Origin of the sequence: Nocardia sp. NPDC059236 (assembly GCF_042754085.1) — a bacterium.
In the GTDB taxonomy this organism is placed as follows: Bacteria; Actinomycetota; Actinomycetes; order Mycobacteriales; family Mycobacteriaceae; genus Nocardia.
Window position 1 is genome coordinate 107,453 of record NZ_JBHZAF010000016.1, and the last position, 17,182, is coordinate 124,634.

General features: G+C 66.4%; 19 protein-coding genes and 1 tRNA gene. 14 read left to right on the forward strand and 6 right to left on the reverse strand.

Translation table 11 applies throughout. The features are described 5' to 3' along the window. Positions 1–44: 44 nt before the first annotated feature. Positions 45–509, forward strand: coding sequence for a peroxiredoxin (locus ACFXIV_RS33910; protein ID WP_354838203.1), 465 nt, complete (start codon positions 45–47; stop codon positions 507–509). Positions 510–572: 63 nt separating this feature from the next. Further along, positions 573–644, forward strand: a tRNA-Val gene (locus tag ACFXIV_RS33915). A gap of 218 nt (positions 645–862) precedes the next feature. Here the strand turns inward: ACFXIV_RS33915 and ACFXIV_RS33920 are convergent. Together ACFXIV_RS33920 and ACFXIV_RS33925 are read right to left on the reverse strand one after the other, a co-directional pair. Next, complete coding sequence (locus tag ACFXIV_RS33920; protein WP_379399908.1) at positions 863–1,471, reverse strand: hypothetical protein; 609 nt, start codon at positions 1,469–1,471, stop codon at positions 863–865. A 424-nt stretch (positions 1,472–1,895) separates the two neighbouring features. Next, positions 1,896–3,134 carry a PucR family transcriptional regulator gene (locus ACFXIV_RS33925; RefSeq protein WP_379399907.1) on the reverse strand — a complete coding sequence of 413 codons (1,239 nt, stop codon included), beginning with the start codon at positions 3,132–3,134 and terminating at the stop codon, positions 1,896–1,898. A gap of 113 nt (positions 3,135–3,247) precedes the next feature. Here ACFXIV_RS33925 and ACFXIV_RS33930 point away from each other — a divergent pair, with 113 nt between their 5' ends. The 4 genes from ACFXIV_RS33930 to ACFXIV_RS33945 all read left to right on the forward strand — a co-directional run bounded on the left by ACFXIV_RS33930 (position 3,248) and on the right by ACFXIV_RS33945 (position 6,740). Next, the gene (locus tag ACFXIV_RS33930) at positions 3,248–4,774 is read left to right on the forward strand and encodes a flavin-containing monooxygenase (RefSeq protein ID WP_379399906.1); all 1,527 of its coding nucleotides are present in this window, start codon (positions 3,248–3,250) and stop codon (positions 4,772–4,774) included. A 40-nt stretch (positions 4,775–4,814) separates the two neighbouring features. Continuing rightward, positions 4,815–5,207 carry an SDR family NAD(P)-dependent oxidoreductase gene (locus tag ACFXIV_RS33935; protein ID WP_379421381.1) on the forward strand — a complete coding sequence of 131 codons (393 nt, stop codon included), beginning with the start codon at positions 4,815–4,817 and terminating at the stop codon, positions 5,205–5,207. Positions 5,208–5,349: 142 nt separating this feature from the next. Next, a complete protein-coding gene (locus ACFXIV_RS33940) occupies positions 5,350–6,444 on the forward strand; it encodes a saccharopine dehydrogenase family protein (RefSeq protein ID WP_379399905.1) in 1,095 nt (364 codons plus the stop codon). Between the two features lie 32 nt (positions 6,445–6,476). Continuing rightward, complete coding sequence (locus ACFXIV_RS33945; RefSeq protein WP_379399904.1) at positions 6,477–6,740, forward strand: hypothetical protein; 264 nt, start codon at positions 6,477–6,479, stop codon at positions 6,738–6,740. A gap of 117 nt (positions 6,741–6,857) precedes the next feature. Here the strand turns inward: ACFXIV_RS33945 and ACFXIV_RS33950 are convergent, their stop codons facing one another. After that, the gene (locus ACFXIV_RS33950; protein WP_379399903.1) at positions 6,858–7,634 is read right to left on the reverse strand and encodes a GTP-binding protein; all 777 of its coding nucleotides are present in this window, start codon (positions 7,632–7,634) and stop codon (positions 6,858–6,860) included. A 156-nt stretch (positions 7,635–7,790) separates the two neighbouring features. Between ACFXIV_RS33950 and ACFXIV_RS33955 the strand changes: the two genes are divergently transcribed. The 3 genes from ACFXIV_RS33955 to ACFXIV_RS33965 all read left to right on the forward strand — a co-directional run bounded on the left by ACFXIV_RS33955 (position 7,791) and on the right by ACFXIV_RS33965 (position 10,054). Next, entirely contained in the window at positions 7,791–8,213 is a 423-nt protein-coding gene (locus ACFXIV_RS33955; protein WP_379399902.1) for a Zn-ribbon domain-containing OB-fold protein, read from the forward strand. Then, positions 8,206–9,408, forward strand: a complete 1,203-nt coding sequence (locus tag ACFXIV_RS33960) for a lipid-transfer protein (RefSeq protein WP_364615718.1) — start codon at positions 8,206–8,208, stop codon at positions 9,406–9,408. Before ACFXIV_RS33955 ends, ACFXIV_RS33960 begins: the two co-directional genes overlap by 8 nt. Positions 9,409–9,601: 193 nt before the next feature. After that, positions 9,602–10,054, forward strand: coding sequence for a nuclear transport factor 2 family protein (locus ACFXIV_RS33965; RefSeq protein WP_379399901.1), 453 nt, complete (start codon positions 9,602–9,604; stop codon positions 10,052–10,054). A 115-nt stretch (positions 10,055–10,169) separates the two neighbouring features. Here ACFXIV_RS33965 and ACFXIV_RS33970 read toward each other — a convergent pair whose 3' ends face one another. Next, complete coding sequence (locus ACFXIV_RS33970; RefSeq protein ID WP_379399900.1) at positions 10,170–10,424, reverse strand: GNAT family N-acetyltransferase; 255 nt, start codon at positions 10,422–10,424, stop codon at positions 10,170–10,172. A gap of 237 nt (positions 10,425–10,661) precedes the next feature. Further along, positions 10,662–11,618, reverse strand: a complete 957-nt coding sequence (locus tag ACFXIV_RS33975; protein ID WP_379399899.1) for a hypothetical protein — start codon at positions 11,616–11,618, stop codon at positions 10,662–10,664. Positions 11,619–11,954: 336 nt separating this feature from the next. Here ACFXIV_RS33975 and ACFXIV_RS33980 point away from each other — a divergent pair, with 336 nt between their 5' ends. The 3 genes from ACFXIV_RS33980 to ACFXIV_RS33990 all read left to right on the forward strand — a co-directional run bounded on the left by ACFXIV_RS33980 (position 11,955) and on the right by ACFXIV_RS33990 (position 14,485). Beyond that, positions 11,955–13,550, forward strand: a complete 1,596-nt coding sequence (locus ACFXIV_RS33980; protein ID WP_379399898.1) for a DUF222 domain-containing protein — start codon at positions 11,955–11,957, stop codon at positions 13,548–13,550. A 44-nt stretch (positions 13,551–13,594) separates the two neighbouring features. After that, positions 13,595–13,918 (forward strand): hypothetical protein, encoded by a 324-nt coding sequence (locus tag ACFXIV_RS33985; RefSeq protein WP_379399897.1) that lies wholly within the window; start codon positions 13,595–13,597, stop codon positions 13,916–13,918. 99 nt (positions 13,919–14,017) lie between these two features. After that, positions 14,018–14,485: a hypothetical protein gene (locus ACFXIV_RS33990; protein WP_379399896.1), complete on the forward strand. Its 468-nt coding sequence runs from the start codon at positions 14,018–14,020 to the stop codon at positions 14,483–14,485. A 172-nt stretch (positions 14,486–14,657) separates the two neighbouring features. On the opposite strand, the gene ACFXIV_RS33995 is transcribed toward ACFXIV_RS33990, so the two are convergent. Beyond that, positions 14,658–15,245: a TetR/AcrR family transcriptional regulator gene (locus ACFXIV_RS33995; RefSeq protein WP_379399895.1), complete on the reverse strand. Its 588-nt coding sequence runs from the start codon at positions 15,243–15,245 to the stop codon at positions 14,658–14,660. Between the two features lie 113 nt (positions 15,246–15,358). Here ACFXIV_RS33995 and ACFXIV_RS34000 point away from each other — a divergent pair, with 113 nt between their 5' ends. After that, a complete protein-coding gene (locus ACFXIV_RS34000) occupies positions 15,359–16,438 on the forward strand; it encodes a Gfo/Idh/MocA family protein (RefSeq protein ID WP_379399894.1) in 1,080 nt (359 codons plus the stop codon). Positions 16,439–16,513: 75 nt separating this feature from the next. Continuing rightward, positions 16,514–16,930: a VOC family protein gene (locus ACFXIV_RS34005; protein ID WP_379399893.1), complete on the forward strand. Its 417-nt coding sequence runs from the start codon at positions 16,514–16,516 to the stop codon at positions 16,928–16,930. Positions 16,931–17,182: the final 252 nt, after the last annotated feature.

The window sequence follows — 17,182 nt, forward strand, 5'->3', positions numbered from 1 at the left end:
GTCGCTCGGTGCTGCGCTCAGGACATGAGGATGGAGGGGAAGGTATGCCGCTCGAGGTCGGTTCGGTCGCACCGGACTTCACGCTGAAGGACCAGAACAATCAGGAAGTCACGCTGTCGAGCTTCCGCGGCGAGAAGAACGTCCTGATCGTCTTCTACCCCCTGGCCTTCACCGGTATCTGCCAGGGCGAACTCTGCAAGGTCCGGGACGAACTCCCCAAGTTCCAGAACGACAACGCCGAGATCCTCGCCATCTCCGTGGGCCCCCCGCCCACCCACAAGATCTGGGCAGCCGAACAGGGCTACACCTTCCCCCTCCTCTCCGACTTCTGGCCGCACGGCGCCGTAGCCCAGACCTACGGCGTCTTCAACGAGAAATCCGGCTACCCCAACCGCGGCACCTTCGTCGTCGACAAGGACGGCATCGTTCGCTTCGCCGAAATGAACGGCCCCGGCGAGCCCCGTGACCAGCACGCTTGGGAAAAAGCCCTCGCCACACTAGATTCATAACCCGTTGCCCGGACATCCACGTCCGGCGCACCGATCCGACCCCGGGCCCCGCCCGGGCAGTTGGGGCGTATAGCTCAGCGGTAGAGCACTGGTTTTACACACCAGCGGTCGGGGGTTCGATCCCCTCTGCGCCCACCTTCGAAAGCCTCTCAGGCGATCGCTGTTCCTTGCATCGTCGCTGAGAACCCTTGCCCTGCAACAGGTTGTTCCCTTCGGGGCGCAGGACTTGTCCCCGCGGAGCGCCGCGTTGTGGGCCGATGGCCGCTGGAATCAATTAGATCTGCTGCATTGCGAATTTCTTTCCACATAAGCCCCTGGATACATCTGCCGATTCTGATACCTCAAATCATCGACTATCGATACCAGACGCCGGAATTCCAATCGCCGTAGTCCCAGACGTTGAAATCGTAGCGATCATGCGCGCCCGCGAACACATAGCCCAGCCAACCAGCCGATGTGTCACAGATTTCGTCGTCGTGGTTGCAGACGGTGAGCACCGGGATGTTGCCGAACCAATCGTCGACACCGGCCAGTGGATAACCGATGAGCCAATTCCCGGGAGTCGAGGACAGTCCACCCGAACCGGGTCCCGGAGCGCGTTTGGGATCCGATAGCAGGATGGCGTTCGCATTGCCGACATCTTGGTGGGCGGTGACCCAGGCGTGGAGTATGCCCGCACCTTCACTGTGCCCGATCAAACGGATGTGATCGCGCGGACATTCTGTGCGGTGTGACCAGAAGAGCCGGTCGATTTCGTTCAAGGCCGACATCGGATCGGCGGCGTTGTACCCGACGGACTGATCGACGTACGGAGCGAACACCGACGGGTCGCCTGATCCGCCGACTCCGATGGCCCAGTCGCCGGGGCAGCCGGCGGCCCGGGCCGTCGGGCTTATCGCGTAGGTGATGGAAAAGAGGATGGCCAACAGTAATGCGGCGAAGAGCGCCGTTGCTCTACGCATGATCGTACTTTCTTCTTTGTTCTTACTTCCGGGTGCGGCCCGGCCCGAGCAGGATGTAACCAGAAACTACTGGCGTTCTCGTCTGCTGGCGAAACGAATTACCTGCGCCCGGTTCACCTGGGCTGTAGCGAAACATCGGAGGCCATGTTTCTTTCACCTCGATGCGAGTAGTTTCCGGTCGCCGCGTGACCAGTACGGCGCGTCCGCTTTCAGCTTACGCGGAATCGGGTTTCAACCGATTGGGTATTTGTCGAGCACCTGCACCCAGTGGTCGGCGAAATGTTTGCGCTCGATAGCTACGGGGGCTATCCCGATCTCGACGGCGGTATCGGAGCCGAATTCTGTTGGGGTGTCTCTTGAACACGCATGTCTGCCAAGGTTTTTCGTGGGGCGATCTGCGGTCGGATACCGCTGCATGGGGCAGTCAGCGGGTCCAGCGGAGGACGTGGAGGGCTGCGCCGACGGCAATGGTGTTGGTTCCGAGGGGACGCGGTAGGAGTTCGCCGGCTCGGGCCAGGCGGCGGACCACGGTGCTGCGGTGGGTGTACAGGCGGTCTGCGGTGCGGGCGATGCTGCACTGTTCTTCGATGTAGGTGGTGAGCGCTTCCACTATCTCGGGGTCGGCGCCGGCCAGGTCGCCCAGTGTGTCCGTGATGAATTCGTCGGCGCGGATGGGGTCGTTGGTGAGGACGGCGACCAGCTGGATGTCTTGATGTCGGGCGACTCTCCGGTGTGAGGTGAGGCGGGCGAGCATGCGCTGGGTTTCGAGGGCGTCGAGGTGGCTGCGGCGGAACCCGTCGAGGTCGGTGCCCGGCCGGCCGATGGCGATGCGGATGTCCGGTGCGGCATCGAGTCCTTCGATGATCGGGGCCAGTTCGGGTGCGGTGTCGACGGGCAGCCACAGCCACAGGGCTGCGGCGCCGGCCACGATCGTGAGCCGGTGCCCAGCACCGCTGATCCGCATGAGCAGTTCCGCGGCGGCCTCGAGCTGGTCGCTGACCGTGGAGGACGTCGCCCACAGGGTGGCGGCGGTGTGCGGTCCGGTCAGCCGGTAGCCCAGCTGGGCTTCCGCCTGGGCGAGACGGATCGGCGCGCCTTCGAGCAGCAGTGACACGGTGGCACGGCGTTCGGCGTGGGTGCCCCGGGTGAGGTCGGCTTTCTCGGCTTTCAGCTGGTCGGTGACGGCGGCGATGGTGTCCTCGATGAAGGTCGAGATCGACAGTGAGGCGAGCTCCAACAGTTCACGCAGCTGCCGGGGATCGTTGGTGAGCGCGAAACACACCTCCATGCAGCGGTTCCATATGACGCTGTAGGTGGTGCGGTAGGCCTCGAGTGAGGCCTCGTCCAGTCCACGTCGCGCCAGATCCCTTGCTGTCGAGAGTGCTTCGGGTCCGAGGTTCGGCGGGACCCTGCGGCCGGGATGCTGCGTATTGCACCAGGCCCAGTGCGCGACGTTCGCGACGTTGGCGCGCCGCACGGCGTCGGCGAGCGCGGGGTCGTCCGCGATTCGCTGCATACGCTCGCCCACTAAGGAGGCCTCGTGCAGGTCCTCGAGCCACTCCGCGGGCTGATTCAGCGCGATCTCCGCCGCCTGCCGGATGAGGGCGACGGTTTCCGGACCGGGCTCGGGCCATCTCGCATCGCGTGCGTCATTTTGAACCACAATCCCAATATCGTGCGTCACTATGTTGTGGCGCAACTCTCCGGCGGTATTCGATCCTGGAATCCAGCCTCCGCACCGTCGCGTGGAATGCGGAGCCGGAACAAGAAGCCGCTATGACACCCCCTCAGACCTCCGGGACGTCGTCCGCTGAACACGTCGATGTCGTGATCGTCGGCGCCGGAATCTCCGGCATCGGTGCGGGCCGCTACCTGCGAACCATGGTGCCGCACAAGAGCTTCGCCATCCTCGAGGCCCGCGGCAGCCTGGGCGGCACCTGGGACCTGTTCCGGTACCCGGGTATTCGATCGGACTCGGACCTGCACACCTTCGGCTACGAGTTCAAGCCGTGGCGCGACGAGCAGTCGATCGCCGACGGTGAACGGATTCTGTCCTACCTGCGCGAGACCGCCACCGAGAACGGCCTCGACGACGCAATTCGCTACCACCACAAGGTGATCGCGGGTTCCTGGTCGTCGGCGGAGGCGCGCTGGACGCTGCAGGTGGAGCGCACCGACACCGGCGAACTGGTGGAGCTGACCGCCGACTGGATCTTCTCCGCCGCCGGCTACTACCGCTACGACGAGGGATTCACCCCCGAGTTCACCGGCCGTGACCGGTTCCGGGGCACGGTCGTGCACCCCCAGCACTGGCCCGAGGACCTGGACTACGCCGGCAAGCGTGTCGTCGTCATCGGCAGCGGCGCGACCGCGGTGACCCTGATACCCGCGATGGCGGATTCCGCTGCGCACGTGACGATGCTGCAACGCACCCCCACCTACATCCTGCCGGTGCCGAAGAAGGACCCGATCGCGAACGCGATGAAGCGGCTGCTCGGCGACGAACGCGGCTACGCCTGGACCCGCCGCAAGAACATCGCCCAGCAGAAGCTCATCTGGAGTCTCTCGCAGAAGTACCCGGACCAGGTGCGCCGATTCATCCGGTGGGCCAATGCCAAACAGCTGCCGGAGGGCTATCCGGTCGACGAGCATTTCAATCCGCCGTACAACCCGTGGGAACTGCGCCTGTGCACCGTCCTCGACGGTGACCTGTTCGCCGCCATCCGCGACGGCAAGGCCTCGGTGGTCACCGACCGCATCGACACCTTCACCGAGACCGGTATCCGGCTGGCTTCGGGCCGGGAACTCGACGCCGACATCATCGTCACGGCCACGGGCCTGAACGTGCAGGCGTTCGGCGGTATCCCGGTGACCGTGGACGGGCACTCGATCGAGCTGCCGAACACCATGGCGTACAAGGGTTTGATGCTGTCGGGAGTGCCGAATCTGGCCTACGCCATCGGCTACACCAACTCGTCGTGGACATTGAAGATCGGCCTGCTGTGTGAGCATTTCTGCCGCCTGCTGGCCCACATGGACGAGCACGGCTACCGGATCGCGCGCGCCGAGGTCGCGGACAAGACCATGCCGACCCGGCCGTTCCTCGATTTCGCCGCGGGCTACATCCAGCGCATGGTCGACCAGCTGCCCACCCAGGGCGATCGGATGCCGTGGCGGACGTCGATGAACTACCAGGACGACGTGCACATCCTGCGAAAAGGCAGCATCCTCGATCCCGAGCTGCACTTCGAAACCCCGGCCGTAAGCCGTCCGGCTCAGCTCGCTGTTTCGGTGCTCGCATGAGCGCGGGGTCGTCCGCAGGTGACATCTGGCGCAGCCGACGCTGACTGCCTACTGCGCCAGCAAGTTCGGCGTCCGCGGCTTCACCGAGGCCCTGCGCACCGAAGTCCTCGCCGCCCGCCATCCGGTGAAGGTGACCACGGTTCACCCCGGCGGCGTGAAGACCGGCATCGCTTCCGGGAACCTCGCCGACGCGTCGGCCCGCGGCGTCGATCTCACTGCCTCCCAACGTAAGCGGGTGGATTTCTACAACCAGAGACTGCTGCGGATGCAGCCTTCCGATGCCGCGAACATCATCCTCGACGGTGTCGCCGCCGGCTCGCCGCGCATCCGGGTGGGCCGCGACGCAAAGGTGCTCGACTATGCGGTCCGGCGCTTCCCGGAGCTCTATCCGAGGGTCGTGGCCGGTCTCGACCGCCGCGTGTTCGGCGCATGACTCCGGAGGCCTACGTGTTCCGCGCCATCGGCCAGGTTTCGACCCGTTTGAGCCGACAGATCGCTCGCGTGAACATCGGCGGATAGGTATCCCCGCGCCATGCGCCCCAGATTCCGACCATCAGACAAGGAGCAACCCCCTCATGACCGGACGCATCGTCTTGCCCGGCGCCACCGGATACACCGGCGGACTCGTGCTCGACTCGTTGCGGCGCAGAGGTATCGAACCTGTTCTGGCAGGCCGTGATCGCGACGCGCTGCACGCCCTCGCGCAACGATCCCGAGGACTGGATTACGCGCTGGTCGATGTCACCGATGCCGCGAGCATCGCGGCAGTGGTCGGCCGCGGCGATGTCCTGATCACTACAGTCGGGCCCTTCGAGCGGTTCGGGCACGTGGTGGCGCGCGCGGCCGCCGACATCGGTGCGCATTACATCGACTCCACCGGCGAAGTCGGTTTCGTCCGTGGCCTGCACCGCGACCTGAACGATCGCGCACGTGCCACCGGGGCGGTCATGGTGCCCGCGTTCGGTTATGACTATGTGCCCGGGATCCTCGCCGGCACTCTGGCCGCGCACCGGGCCGGTGACCGCGCACGCTCGATCGATATCGGCTACTTCGCCACCGGCCCCCTGTGGCGTGGCCTGAGTCAGGGCACCCGCACCACCATGCGTGACGCCGTCACCCTGCCGATCGTGAGCTGGCGCGACCGTCGGATCACCGATGCACGCACCGCCTCGAAGGTTCGGGCGTTCACCGTGCGTGGCCGCCGGCGAAGCGCATTCCTCGTCTCCGGCACCGAAGTGCTGTACCTGCCGAGCGCGTTCCCGGCCCTCGACAACGTCACCGTGTACAACGGCTGGTTCCCCGCACTGAGCCGACTGATCTCGGTCCAAACCGCGATTGCCGCTGCCACCGTGCGGATTCCGGGCGGTCGTGCCCTGGTCGATCTGCTGAGCCGGCCGATGATCGGCCCGGCCGGTGGCCCCGACACCGCCGAACGCGCCCGCACCCTCACCCACGTGGTCGCCGTCGCCTCCGACGTGACCGGCGCCCTGGCCGAGGTCCACCTCGAGGGCCCCAGCATCTACACCCTCACCGGCGAGCTCATCGCCTGGGGCGCAGCGCAACTCCTCACCGGCCCACGGCTGACCACGGGCGTCGTCGGCCCCATCGAAGCCTTCGGCCGGGAGGCCCTGCTCCAGGGCTGCGCCGAGATCGGCCTCATCGCGATCTGACCACCATCCCACCGAGAGACAATCGCTTCTCCATGAACAGCGACGAACAGCAGCTGATCGACTTCGCCCTCACCTGGCAGCCTTTCGGCGGCCCGCCCAGCGAGGAAGTCCTCACCACCTTCGGCATCAGCCTCCCGATGTTCCGCCACCGCGTCCGTCGCATCCTCATCTCCCAGGGCCCGGTGGGCACCGAACCGTTCCGTCGTCATGCACGGTCCGTCCTGGCCTCCTACCTGACCCTGCGAGAACGAGCCCAACCACGCCCGCCCCGGACGAGGGTCGGCTGGGCCGGTTAGGACAGGCCCGCCTCACTCGGATTTCTGTCCTGAAATTCGTTCTGTGCCAACAGATCAGAGGAATGATCAAGGAGGCGCGCAAAGCGCTGCGCTGATTCGCGGCGAGGGCGGCGTCCGTCAATAGTCGAGGGCGTGTTCTGGTTGGCAGACGTCCAATGGGGACGGGAGGTAGCGGACTATGGCGTCCAGGAGTGGGGTGAGGGCGTCGGAGTTGCAGAGGATGGGGATTGTGTCGCCTATGCGGGTTGCGTGGCGGATTCGGTGATGTAGCTGGTCGCGGGGGAGTTCTGGCTGGGTGATGGGGGTAGCAGAACTGGCGCGTTGGGTTGTCACCGTTGTCGCGAGATTGCGGTGCCAGGGTTCGGCGAGTTTCCAGTGGTTGCCATAGATTTCGGCGGCCAGGGGTTCGAGGGACCAGAGGGCGATCAGGTCGATGAGGCCCTCGAGGTCGGGGCCGGGGGTGATGGGGATCTGGAGCGGGAGGGGGGCTGCGCCGCGGGTGTCGGCGATGGTGCGGACGCAGCGGTCGAAGTCGGCGTCGGGGTGGTCGAGGCCGGTGATGAGGCAGAGGCGGGCGACCTGGTGGTCGTCGGCTACGCGGAGCATGGTTTCGAGGCGGGGGGCGAGGCTTGTGGCGGCGTCGACCACTGCGATCACGCCGTCGGCTACTCGGATGGAGCGCTGCAGGGCTGCGATGGGGGCTTGGGTCGATAGTTCGGCGAGGCGGATGATGTGCTCGACGCCGTCTGTTGCCCAGTGGAGCGTGGTCGCGGGGCTGGAGGTGGGGTTGCCGGAACCGCGGCGCAGGTGGTGGGCCACTCGGGCCGTGTCGGCGGGGTCGCCGAGGAGGGTGACGTTGCGGATCGACTGCGGGTCAATGGCTTTGGTGCCCATCGCGTTGTGGTACTCCAGATCGACTCGAGGGTGCCGGGGCATCCTCCATCTGGAGTCACCGTACCTCCGGGCGCGGATCCGCGGAGTGGAATTCGGCCCCAAAGTAGAACGTGTTCCTATACCGTCGGGGTTGTGCAGAAAGAACAACGCCCCGCTGTGGCTGACTGGTTCACTGCGGACGACGGTGTGGTGCGGCTCAAGGGGAGCCGGTGCAAGGATTGCGGCACACCGTATTTCCCGCGGAACACGCTGGCCTGTCGCAACCCGCGCTGTGCCGGTGCGAAGGACGGCTCCGAGCTGGCCGAATACCTGTTTTCCACGCGTGGCCGGATCTGGTCGTACGCGGACGCCCGGTACAAGCCGCCCGCGCCCTATGTCTCGGCGGATCCGTTCGAGCCGTATGTCGTTGCGGCGGTGGAGCTCGAGGTCGAGCAGATGGTGATTCTCGGACAGGTGGTGCGCGGGTTCACCGTGGACGATCTGGCCGTGGGCATGCCGGTGGAATTGGCCGTGGGCACGCTGTACGAGGACGACGAGGCAGAGCACACGGTGTGGATGTGGAGGCCGGTCAATGACTGACACGAACGATCGGGACATCGCCGTCCTCGGCGCGGGGATGCACCCGTGGGGCAAGTGGGGGCGGAACTTCGTCGAGTACGGGCTGGTCGCGGCGCGGGCGGCGCTGGCCGATGCCGGGGTGGACCACCTCGATGTCGGGTACATCGCCGGCGCGGACACCATCCGCAACGGGTACCCCGGCTTCGTCGCGGGCGCGACTTTCGCTCAGGCATTGGGCTGGTCGGGTGCGCGGATCTCGAGCAGTTACGCCGCCTGCGCCTCGGGTGCGCAGGCCATTGCCAATGCGCGTGCGCAGATCCTGGCCGGACTGACCGATGTGGCGCTGGTGATCGGCGCCGACACCACCCCGAAGGGCTTCTTCCAGCCGGTCGGCGGTGAACGCCGCGATGATCCGGACTGGCTGCGCTTCCACCTGCTCGGCGCGACCAACCCGATCTACTTCGCGCTCTACGCCCGCCGCCGGATGGCGCTGCACGGTGCCACGCTCGAGGATTTCGCCGCCGTCAAGGTGAAGAACGCCCGCCACGGCCTGAACAACCCGTATGCCCGGTATCGCAAGGAGGTGGCGGCCGAGGAGGTCGCGGCCTCGGCGATCGTGTCGGATCCCCTGCGGCTGCTCGACATTTGCGCGACCAGTGACGGCGGCGCCGCGCTGGTGCTGACGTCGATGGACTACGCGCGCCGGCACGGCATCGCCGACCCGGTCCGCATCCGGGCGCTGTCGACGGTCACGCCGACCTTCCCGAAGACCGTCATCGATCTGCCGGATTTCGCCACCGATTCCGCGGTGGCCGTCGAGGCCCCGCCGCACGCGTTCCGCTCCGCCATCGCGCAGGCCGCGTACGAGGAGGCCGGGCTCGGGCCGGACGAACTGTCCTTCGCGGAGGTCTACGACCTGTCCACCGCGCTGGAGCTGGACTGGTACGAGGACATCGGGCTCTGCGAAACGGGCGGCGCCGAGGCGCTGTTGCGTAGTGGCGCAACCACATTGGGCGGCCGGGTCCCGGTGAACCCCAGTGGCGGCCTGGCCTGTTTCGGCGAGGCGATTCCAGCGCAGGCCATCGCCCAGATCTGCGAGCTCACCTGGCAGTTGCGTGGCCAGGCCGACGGTCGCCAGGTCGAGAATGCCCGCGCCGGAATCGCGGTGAACCAGGGTCTCTTCGGTCACGGCTCGGCGATCATCGCCACCCGCTGAGCCTCGGAGGCACCCGAGTCCACTCGTCGCACCCGGCGCTGAACCGGCAGGTACCGTACGGTATCTGCCGGTTCTTTGTTCGAGGGCCGCCGCCTGGGTCCTTATCTGGGCGTCCGTCGCTGGCAACCGATGCCAGCGTTCTGCCAGCGACCGGACGCAGACTGCGGATCCCCTCTTCGAAAGGAATCACGCGGTGACACAGCAGGACCCGAAGATCCAGGCGATCAGCGACTTCTTCGAGGCATATGCGCGCTACGACTTGGACGGCATGAGGGCGGTACTCACCGACGACATCGCATGGACTATTCCCGGGCACCACGCGCTCTCCGGAACCAAACACGGACTCGACGAGGTCCTGGCCTTCTTCGCCCAGCTGGCCAAGGCGGGCATGAAGGCCGAGACATTCTTCCTCGAAGCCAACGCGGAATACGTCGTCGATATCCACCGCGGCTATTCGACCGAAGGCGAAGGCCAGGTCGACACCCTGTGGGCGCTGGTGTGGCACTTCAACTCCGACGGCAAAGTGGACCGCGTCGACAACCTGACCCTGGACCAGCACCAGATGGACACTACATCTGGAAGAACTTCTCCCTCGCTCCACTGCCCACCCGCCTCGCGACCGACTGAGGTGGGGCGTTCTACCTGAAGGCGATCGTGAGCGAGCGGTGGATCAGTCGTCCCAAAGCTCCTGCCACCGCATCGGGAGCAGCTCCCCAAGCGTGACGAGCGCGCCGTCGAGGACCACGACGGTGTGCAGGTTCTCACAACAGCCTCGAACCGATTCCACGGCCCGCAAAGTCCCCGTCCACCGCGATCCCGTCCACCACGATCCCGGTTCCGGAGCCCGGAGACGCGAAACATACGCCGACCACCTGCCCGCGCACCAGTGCCGACACCACCAGGTCCGGACGCCAGGCCCAGCACCGGTCGACCCCCTCGGCACCGAGCAGATACTCGACAGCCAGTCGCCGCGCAGCGGCCAACCCCGCCTCCGCAAGCCGCCCACAGACAATCATGATCACCTCCCTGCGGAGTGTCACCGATCCCGGCCGGGATGCCCTGTTGCCCAGAGATATTCGGCAACAGCATGACGCCACCTCCGAGCATCCGACATCACACGAAAGTCCGCAATACGAATATCCTGGGCCGCAGTCGGTCTCGCCGCCAGATGCGTCGCGCCGGCCACCTCGGACCGCGCGGGTTGCGGCATAGGCGGACGCCTGGCGGCATGCGTGCGAAGGAGTGGGCGGGCGTCAGTTGACGGTGCCCATCCCGGGGTAGTAGATCTCGGCGGCTTCGACGAAGGCGGAGCCGGTCAGTTCGGCCAGGGCCAAGGCTTCGTCGAACTTGCGGAGGGCCTTGCGGACGTAGGGGCGATCGTCCCATTGGTCGCCCACCGCGGCGAGCGCTTCGACATTCTGGGACAGCCAGTTTCGCAAGGGCTGGATGTTCGAGGGTGCGGCGTAGCCGCCGATCGCGTAGTTGGAGGGGATGGTCCAGTTGGATTCCCAATTCAGCGACGGGAATTCGGCCGGGAAGGAACCGAACAACGGGGTGTTGTCGGACAGTGGCGGATAGCCGTTGGTTGTGGCTTGTTCGGCCAGTTCGGTGGGCCATACCCGGCCGCGCTCGATCCAGCCGGGAAGCAGCGCGGCGAGGAATTCGATCAGGACGAATTGAATATTGCCGGTCAGTGCGTCCGCGGCGGAGATCTCGTCGCCATCGCCATTGCGGATGGTCGGGCGGCCGGCGCGGACTGCGGACGTCGCTTCCCGCAGCAGGTCGAGCTTCCAGCGGAAGCCCTTGGCCAGGTTATGGTCGGCGGGCAGGGTGCCTGCCATGTCGGGCTCGACGTGTTTCGACAGGGCCGGATCGAGCAGGTCGATCTGACTGCGGGCCAGGTCGTCGACCTCGTCGAGAGCGGAATTGCAATAGCGCACAACGGTTTCGGCGACGGTCGCGGGATCGTCGGCGGTGACGAAGAACGGCCGACCCCAGAGGTAGAGGCCGCTATCGAAATCCCCGCTGCCGGATGCCTTCAGAACGCCCAGTCCCCACGCGTTCGCACGAAACCGAACCTTCGCCTGTCGCACGGCGTCGGCGATCAGATCGTCCAGATCATCGTCGCTGCCCCGACCGGCCAGAAACGGTATGACCCGTTCCTCGACCAGGCGCATGTCCACTGGATGAAAGCTGATGTCATAACCCATATTTGGCCCCCATGAGCGATTGTGTACCGATCACCGTAACGGCCGGGTCGGACAGGTTTGCGGTTCAGATTTGCGGTTCAGACCTCCCGCTCGGCTGCAAGCGCACGAAAATCGGCAGTATGCGCGTTGCCAACGGCTGGGCTCGCCTCGAGATGGGCTGAGGCCCGGTACTGTCCGGGCTGCCGTGTCGGTGCGTCGAACCGCGCGGGTCGCGACCTGTCGGGACGCTCGATTAGTGCGCACTGGCAACCAAATCTTCTGTTAGCCAACGATTTACCGCGCGTGTTGTGGTGATCTTGCTGTCGTGTCGGGTGATTCGAAACTATGATCGATTACATGGTCGAGTCTGCTGATGACATGCTTGCTGCCGCCGAGGTGGTGGAGCGGCTTCAGGTCGTGCACTCGATGATTGCCACAGCCCAAGCCGAGGAGATCGGCCTGATGACACGGCTGTATCAGTTGCGCCGCGCGCAGCAGCTCGCGCTCGGGGTTGGAGCCCGGTACGCGGGGGAAGATGCGGCCACCGAGATCGGGATCGCCCTGCGGGTGTCACAGCGCTCGGCCGACGGGTTGATCGGAGTGGGGCTGGGGTTGGCACACCGGTATCCGGTGACCCGGGCCGGTTTCGAAGCCGGGCGCCTGGACCTGGCGCGGGTGCGCGCGATCGGTGACGTTCTCACCAACGCCTCCGACGATCTGGTCGCGGCGTTGGAGCCACGTATTGCGGCGTACGCGGAAACCGCTGAGCCGCAGCGGGTGCGGCGCACCCTGCGTCGCTGGCTGCTCGAGGCCGACCCGGCCGGGCAAGCCGCCCGCCGCAAGGCCGCCGAAGCCGACCGATACGTGAAGGTCACCGCCGCCGACGACGGCACCGCACAGGTGGAGGCGGTGCTGCCCGCCGCCGGAGGGCAAGCCCTCTACGAGCGATTGCGAGAGATGGCCGTCACCCAGTGCTGCGGCCGTGATCCGCGCACCACCAGCCAGCGCCGAGCCGATGCCTTGGTGGCCTTGGCCGACGGCAGCGGCCAACTCACCTGTCGGTGCGGGCACTCCGACTGCCCCCGCGCGGCGACCGCCGACCCACTGCGCTTGGCACGTAAAGCGTTGGTGCAGGTGGGTGTTTCGGCTGAAACCCTGGCCGGTCTTCGCGACAACCCGGCACTGTTGGCCGGGTTCGGGGCTATCGACGCGGACCTGGCACGCCAGATCGCCCGCCACGCCCGCTTCACCATCATCACCGACACGGATAACGCCGCCACTGGCGCAAACTCCGCCACCGGCACAGGCTCCGGTGCGGACACCAGCGCCGTCACAGGTGCTGACGCTCCCGTCGACCCGGCCACAATCGTCGAAAACCCCAGCGCCGATAGCGAACTGCGGTACCGCCCTGGTGCGCGTATCGCCGCCCGAGTGCGGGCCCTGGACGGTGGCTGCCGCGCGCCCGGTTGCGCCGTGCCCGCCGCCGCCACCGATCTCGACCACCAAGACCGATTCGACCACGCGAACCCCGAAAACGGCGGCCGCACAGTCGAAGCCAATCTGGGTTGCCGGTGCCGCCGCCACCATCGGCTCAAGACCCTGGCCGACAATGGGGTCAATGGCTGGCAGGTCGTCCATCACCCCGACCGGACTGTCGAATGGCGCACGCCCACAGGCGGATCGGTGACCACCACGCCCGAGGGTGCGAACTTCCTCTTCCCGCGCCTGCCGGTGCCACCGCTCAGCACCGCCGGCGTCCCCGACGCCGAACCCGTACAGCCGTTGATCGATCCGGGCCCGGTGGCCAACGCGATGACCGAACTGGTGCACGTCTATTGCACACCTACCCAGCGACGGAAAGCGCGAGCTCGCATCCGCGCCCGGCGCACAGCCACCGTCATCTCCTCGCTCACCCTCGGGGCTACCGCGCTCGATGACGATCCGCCCTTCTGACCCGCATGGGCTGTAGCTGGAGCTGCTAGGTCACCGCGATCGCGGTGATCACATGGACAACGCACGCAAACAAAGGTCCGGCAACCATTTGCACTTCTCTACGCCCTGCGCCGATCACCGCATCTCCCGCCTGGGCGAGCGCCGCGGCAGCGCTCGTCACGGATCATGTGATGCCCGAACGTATCGTGGCCGCCGCGGGCATCAGCGTTCCCACCGATGAAGACCACCGTTTGGCCCGTCTGCTCGAGCAGTGCGTCTACGGCATCCTCACCTGGACCATCGCCGGCCGCCTCGCCACCGACGAGGCCCTTGCCGACGTCCAGCGCGCCTGCGAACTCCTCCTGGCCCCGTGGCGGTCGACCCCCTGAAAGTCGGGGCACACCCAAATACTGAAATCGTCACGTTTCACTCATTCCGAACGGTAGCGTTCGGCGACCCCGGACCTCGGGACCCGAACCAGCAGAACGATGACCACGCATACCCATCTCGGCCGCCGAATCGGCTGGGGCATAACCGGGCTGGCCGCGACGGTGGCCGTCATCACGACCGGCGCGCCCGCCGCATCCGCCGATATGATCGGTTTCCATATCGATTCCGCTGATCAAACCTATTACGTCGGAACCAATTACGGCATCAGCGTAACGATCATCAATTCCACCGTGACGAATTTCGTGAGCTTCTACGACAACAGCCAGTGCATCGGGGGCAGTCGCGCGTACGGCAATCCGGAGATCCCGCTCGCCCCGGTCGCGAGTGTGAACTGGATCCCGTCGACGGCCGGCCGCCACGTCATCACAGCCAATGACGGCAAGACCACGCAGACGCTCACGCTGGACATCCAGCCCGCCCCTGCCGGATCCACACCGGCCAAACCGGTACCCCCGCCCGCGGGCTGCAGCCAGTTGGATCGGCTGCTCAACGCCGGCAGCTCCTAGGCCACTAGTTGCGTTTCGCAACGCTCGGCTATCACGCGCGTGCCGGGCTCTCGGGCCGGCGCCTAGCCTTCAGCGTGTGCGATTCCCTCGGCAAAGCCGGATCCAGTCGAGCTCGACAACACATCGCAGGTTGCTTCGCTGAATCATTGTGGAGCGCCGAACTTTTGGCGGTCTAGGTGGCTTCGTCCAGCAGTGCGCGCAATGCCGAGTCGCCGATCTGTCGCAGCTCGTCGTGGCCGCGCCCCGCCGCGGCCTGGACGGCGATGCCGTCGGAGATCGTGTGGACGAGTGCGGCCAGGGTGGCCGGTTCATGGCTCGACGGCAGGTCGGTGGCCTGCTCGAGCCGCCTGCGCAGCGCGGCCTCGGCGGCTTTTCGTACGGTGGTGGCCTCCTGGCGTACGGCGTGTGCGTCGGGTCCTGAGGCTTGAACGGTCTTGACGCACAGGCAACCATGGGGCGTGTTCTCGCCTGCGGTCAGGTCGACGGCCCCGTGGATCAGCCGCTCGATCACCTCGCGGCCGGTGGGCGCGTCCAGCGCGTCGGCGGCGTAGGCGCCGGGGCCGTCGAGGTAGCGGGCGAGAACCTTGCCGAACAGTTCTTCCTTGTTGCCGAAGGTGGCATAGAGGCTGGGCTTGTTGATGCCCATCGCGGCGGTCAGGTCGGCCAGCGAGGTGCCCTCGTAACCGTTCCGCCAGAACACTTCCAGCGCGCGGTCGAGTGCGGTGTCTGCGTCGAATGCGCGTGGGCGTCCGCCGGGCATGCCGTCCTCCGTGCTCTCTCCCGTGTTTTTTACCTATCGGTACATTACCGCTTGCGCGTGCGCGCCGTGCCACTTAGTTTCTTACCGAAAGGTACATAACTAAGGAGTGGGACATGATCCGAGTCGGAGTTGTCGGGGCCGGCGGGTGGGCGGACAGCTCACACCTACCCGCGCTCGCAGCGCTCGAGGAGTTCGACGTGACCGCGGTCGCGACCACCAACCAGGCCAGCGCGGACCGGGCGGCTGCCGCCCACGGCGCACGGCTCGCCTTCGCCGACGCACGTGAACTCGCCGCGCACCCCGAGGTCGACCTGGTCGTCGTCTCGGTGAAGGCCTCCGGCCATGCCGCCGTGATCAGGGCGGCACTCGACGCGGGCAAACACGTTGTGTCCGAGTGGCCATTGGGCGTCGACGCCGACGAAGCGCGCGAGTTGACCGAGGCCGCCACGACAGCCGGCGTCGTTCACGCGGTTGTCCTGCAGGGCCACCATTCCCCGAGCGCCCGCTTCGCCGCAGACCTGTTGGCAGACGGCCGGATCGGCACACTCGAATCGGTCGCGCTGCTGGCGGAAGGGGCTCCCTTCGGCGGCAGTCGAATATGGCCGAATCTGGTGTTCGGCCTGGATCCTTCGACGGGAACCAACATCCTGACCATCATGGCCGGTCATTTCCTGGCCGCACTCGAACGGGTCGCGGGCCCGCTGACCGAGGTCACGGCTCGACTCCCTCGCACGCACGACCGCGTTCTCATCGCGGGGACGGATCGAACCGTACCCAACGCCACGCCCAGCCACGTCCTGCTACACGGACTGCTGGCCGGCGGCGCCACCGCCTCCGTCGCCGTGCACGGCGGGAATGGGCCCGCCCGAGAAGGCTTCCACCTCGGGCTCGTCGGCAGCGACGGCACGTTGACCGCCACCCCAGCCCAGCCCGGGACATTCATCCACTGGGGCGACTGGAACATCCGGATCGACGACGAAGTGTTGCCCGTGCCCGACACCTATCGCACTGTCCCCGCCAGCGTCCGGTCCGGCCCACCGGCCAACATCGCAGCCCTCTACCAGGAAGTCGCCCGAGCCATAGCCGAAGCCCGCCAACCACATCCCAGCTTCGAGTCAGCCCTGCGCCACCACCGGCTCCTCGCCGCCATCGAACAGTCCGCAGCCGATGGAATCGTCCGGCACATCTCGTAGCCGACACGCCGTCCGAGTACTTCCGCTGACGCATTTCACCCGAACGCCCGCCTGGGGACGCCCTAGGCTCACGGAGTGCATCTGGAACTGATCACGATCATCGTCGAGGAGTACGACTCCGCCATCGAGTTCTTCGTCGAGACACTTGGTTTCGATCTGATCGAGGACTCCCCGTCGCTCACCAATGATGGACGTCCCAAACGGTGGGTCGTTGTTCGCCCACCCGCCGCGACTACCGGAATCCTGCTTGCGCAAGCGGACGGGGACAGGCAGCGCGGCGCTGTCGGAGATCAGGTCGCTGGGCGAGTCGGGTTCTTTCTCCGGGTCGTCGACTTCGCGGGGACGTATCGCCGGATGGTCGGTGCCGGTGTGAAGTTCGTGACCGAGCCGCGCACCGAACCCTACGGTCAGGTTGCCGTCTTCCTCGACATCTCCGGAAACCGATGGGACCTGCTCGGGCCACCCGAACCCGACCGCGCGGATCGCGGCTGAGCAGGCGAAAGGATCGCGGCGCTCAACCCTCGAACAGTTCTTCCACCGCGGCGGCGATGGTATTCGGTTCCAGCGCATCGACTATCGCGTCCGGTGAGTGCTCGGGGCGTCGCCGATGTCCACCACGCGGGCGGGATCGAGCGCCTCGCCGTATGCATTCGGACGTCCCAGACGATCAGTCCCGTGCGCTCCACGCTCATGCGATGGAGCGGTGACAGTGGTGGAGGCGGACTATCCGGTGGTCGGGGCCGG

Excerpts from the sequence above, each read along its gene's own strand:
- ACFXIV_RS33950 (WP_379399903.1), bottom strand. The coding sequence starts at position 7,634 with ATGGGCACCAAAGCCATTGACCCGCAGTCGATCCGCAACGTCACCCTC.
- ACFXIV_RS33945 (WP_379399904.1), top strand. The coding sequence starts at position 6,477 with ATGAACAGCGACGAACAGCAGCTGATCGACTTCGCCCTCACCTGGCAG.
- ACFXIV_RS33910 (WP_354838203.1), top strand. The coding sequence starts at position 45 with ATGCCGCTCGAGGTCGGTTCGGTCGCACCGGACTTCACGCTGAAGGAC.
- ACFXIV_RS33920 (WP_379399908.1), bottom strand. The coding sequence starts at position 1,471 with ATGCGTAGAGCAACGGCGCTCTTCGCCGCATTACTGTTGGCCATCCTC.
- ACFXIV_RS33970 (WP_379399900.1), bottom strand. The coding sequence starts at position 10,424 with ATGATTGTCTGTGGGCGGCTTGCGGAGGCGGGGTTGGCCGCTGCGCGG.
- ACFXIV_RS33975 (WP_379399899.1), bottom strand. The coding sequence starts at position 11,618 with ATGGGTTATGACATCAGCTTTCATCCAGTGGACATGCGCCTGGTCGAG.
- ACFXIV_RS33930 (WP_379399906.1), top strand. The coding sequence starts at position 3,248 with ATGACACCCCCTCAGACCTCCGGGACGTCGTCCGCTGAACACGTCGAT.
- ACFXIV_RS33960 (WP_364615718.1), top strand. The coding sequence starts at position 8,206 with ATGACTGACACGAACGATCGGGACATCGCCGTCCTCGGCGCGGGGATG.
- ACFXIV_RS34000 (WP_379399894.1), top strand. The coding sequence starts at position 15,359 with ATGATCCGAGTCGGAGTTGTCGGGGCCGGCGGGTGGGCGGACAGCTCA.
- ACFXIV_RS33990 (WP_379399896.1), top strand. The coding sequence starts at position 14,018 with ATGACCACGCATACCCATCTCGGCCGCCGAATCGGCTGGGGCATAACC.
- ACFXIV_RS33995 (WP_379399895.1), bottom strand. The coding sequence starts at position 15,245 with ATGCCCGGCGGACGCCCACGCGCATTCGACGCAGACACCGCACTCGAC.
- ACFXIV_RS33940 (WP_379399905.1), top strand. The coding sequence starts at position 5,350 with ATGACCGGACGCATCGTCTTGCCCGGCGCCACCGGATACACCGGCGGA.
- ACFXIV_RS33980 (WP_379399898.1), top strand. The coding sequence starts at position 11,955 with ATGGTCGAGTCTGCTGATGACATGCTTGCTGCCGCCGAGGTGGTGGAG.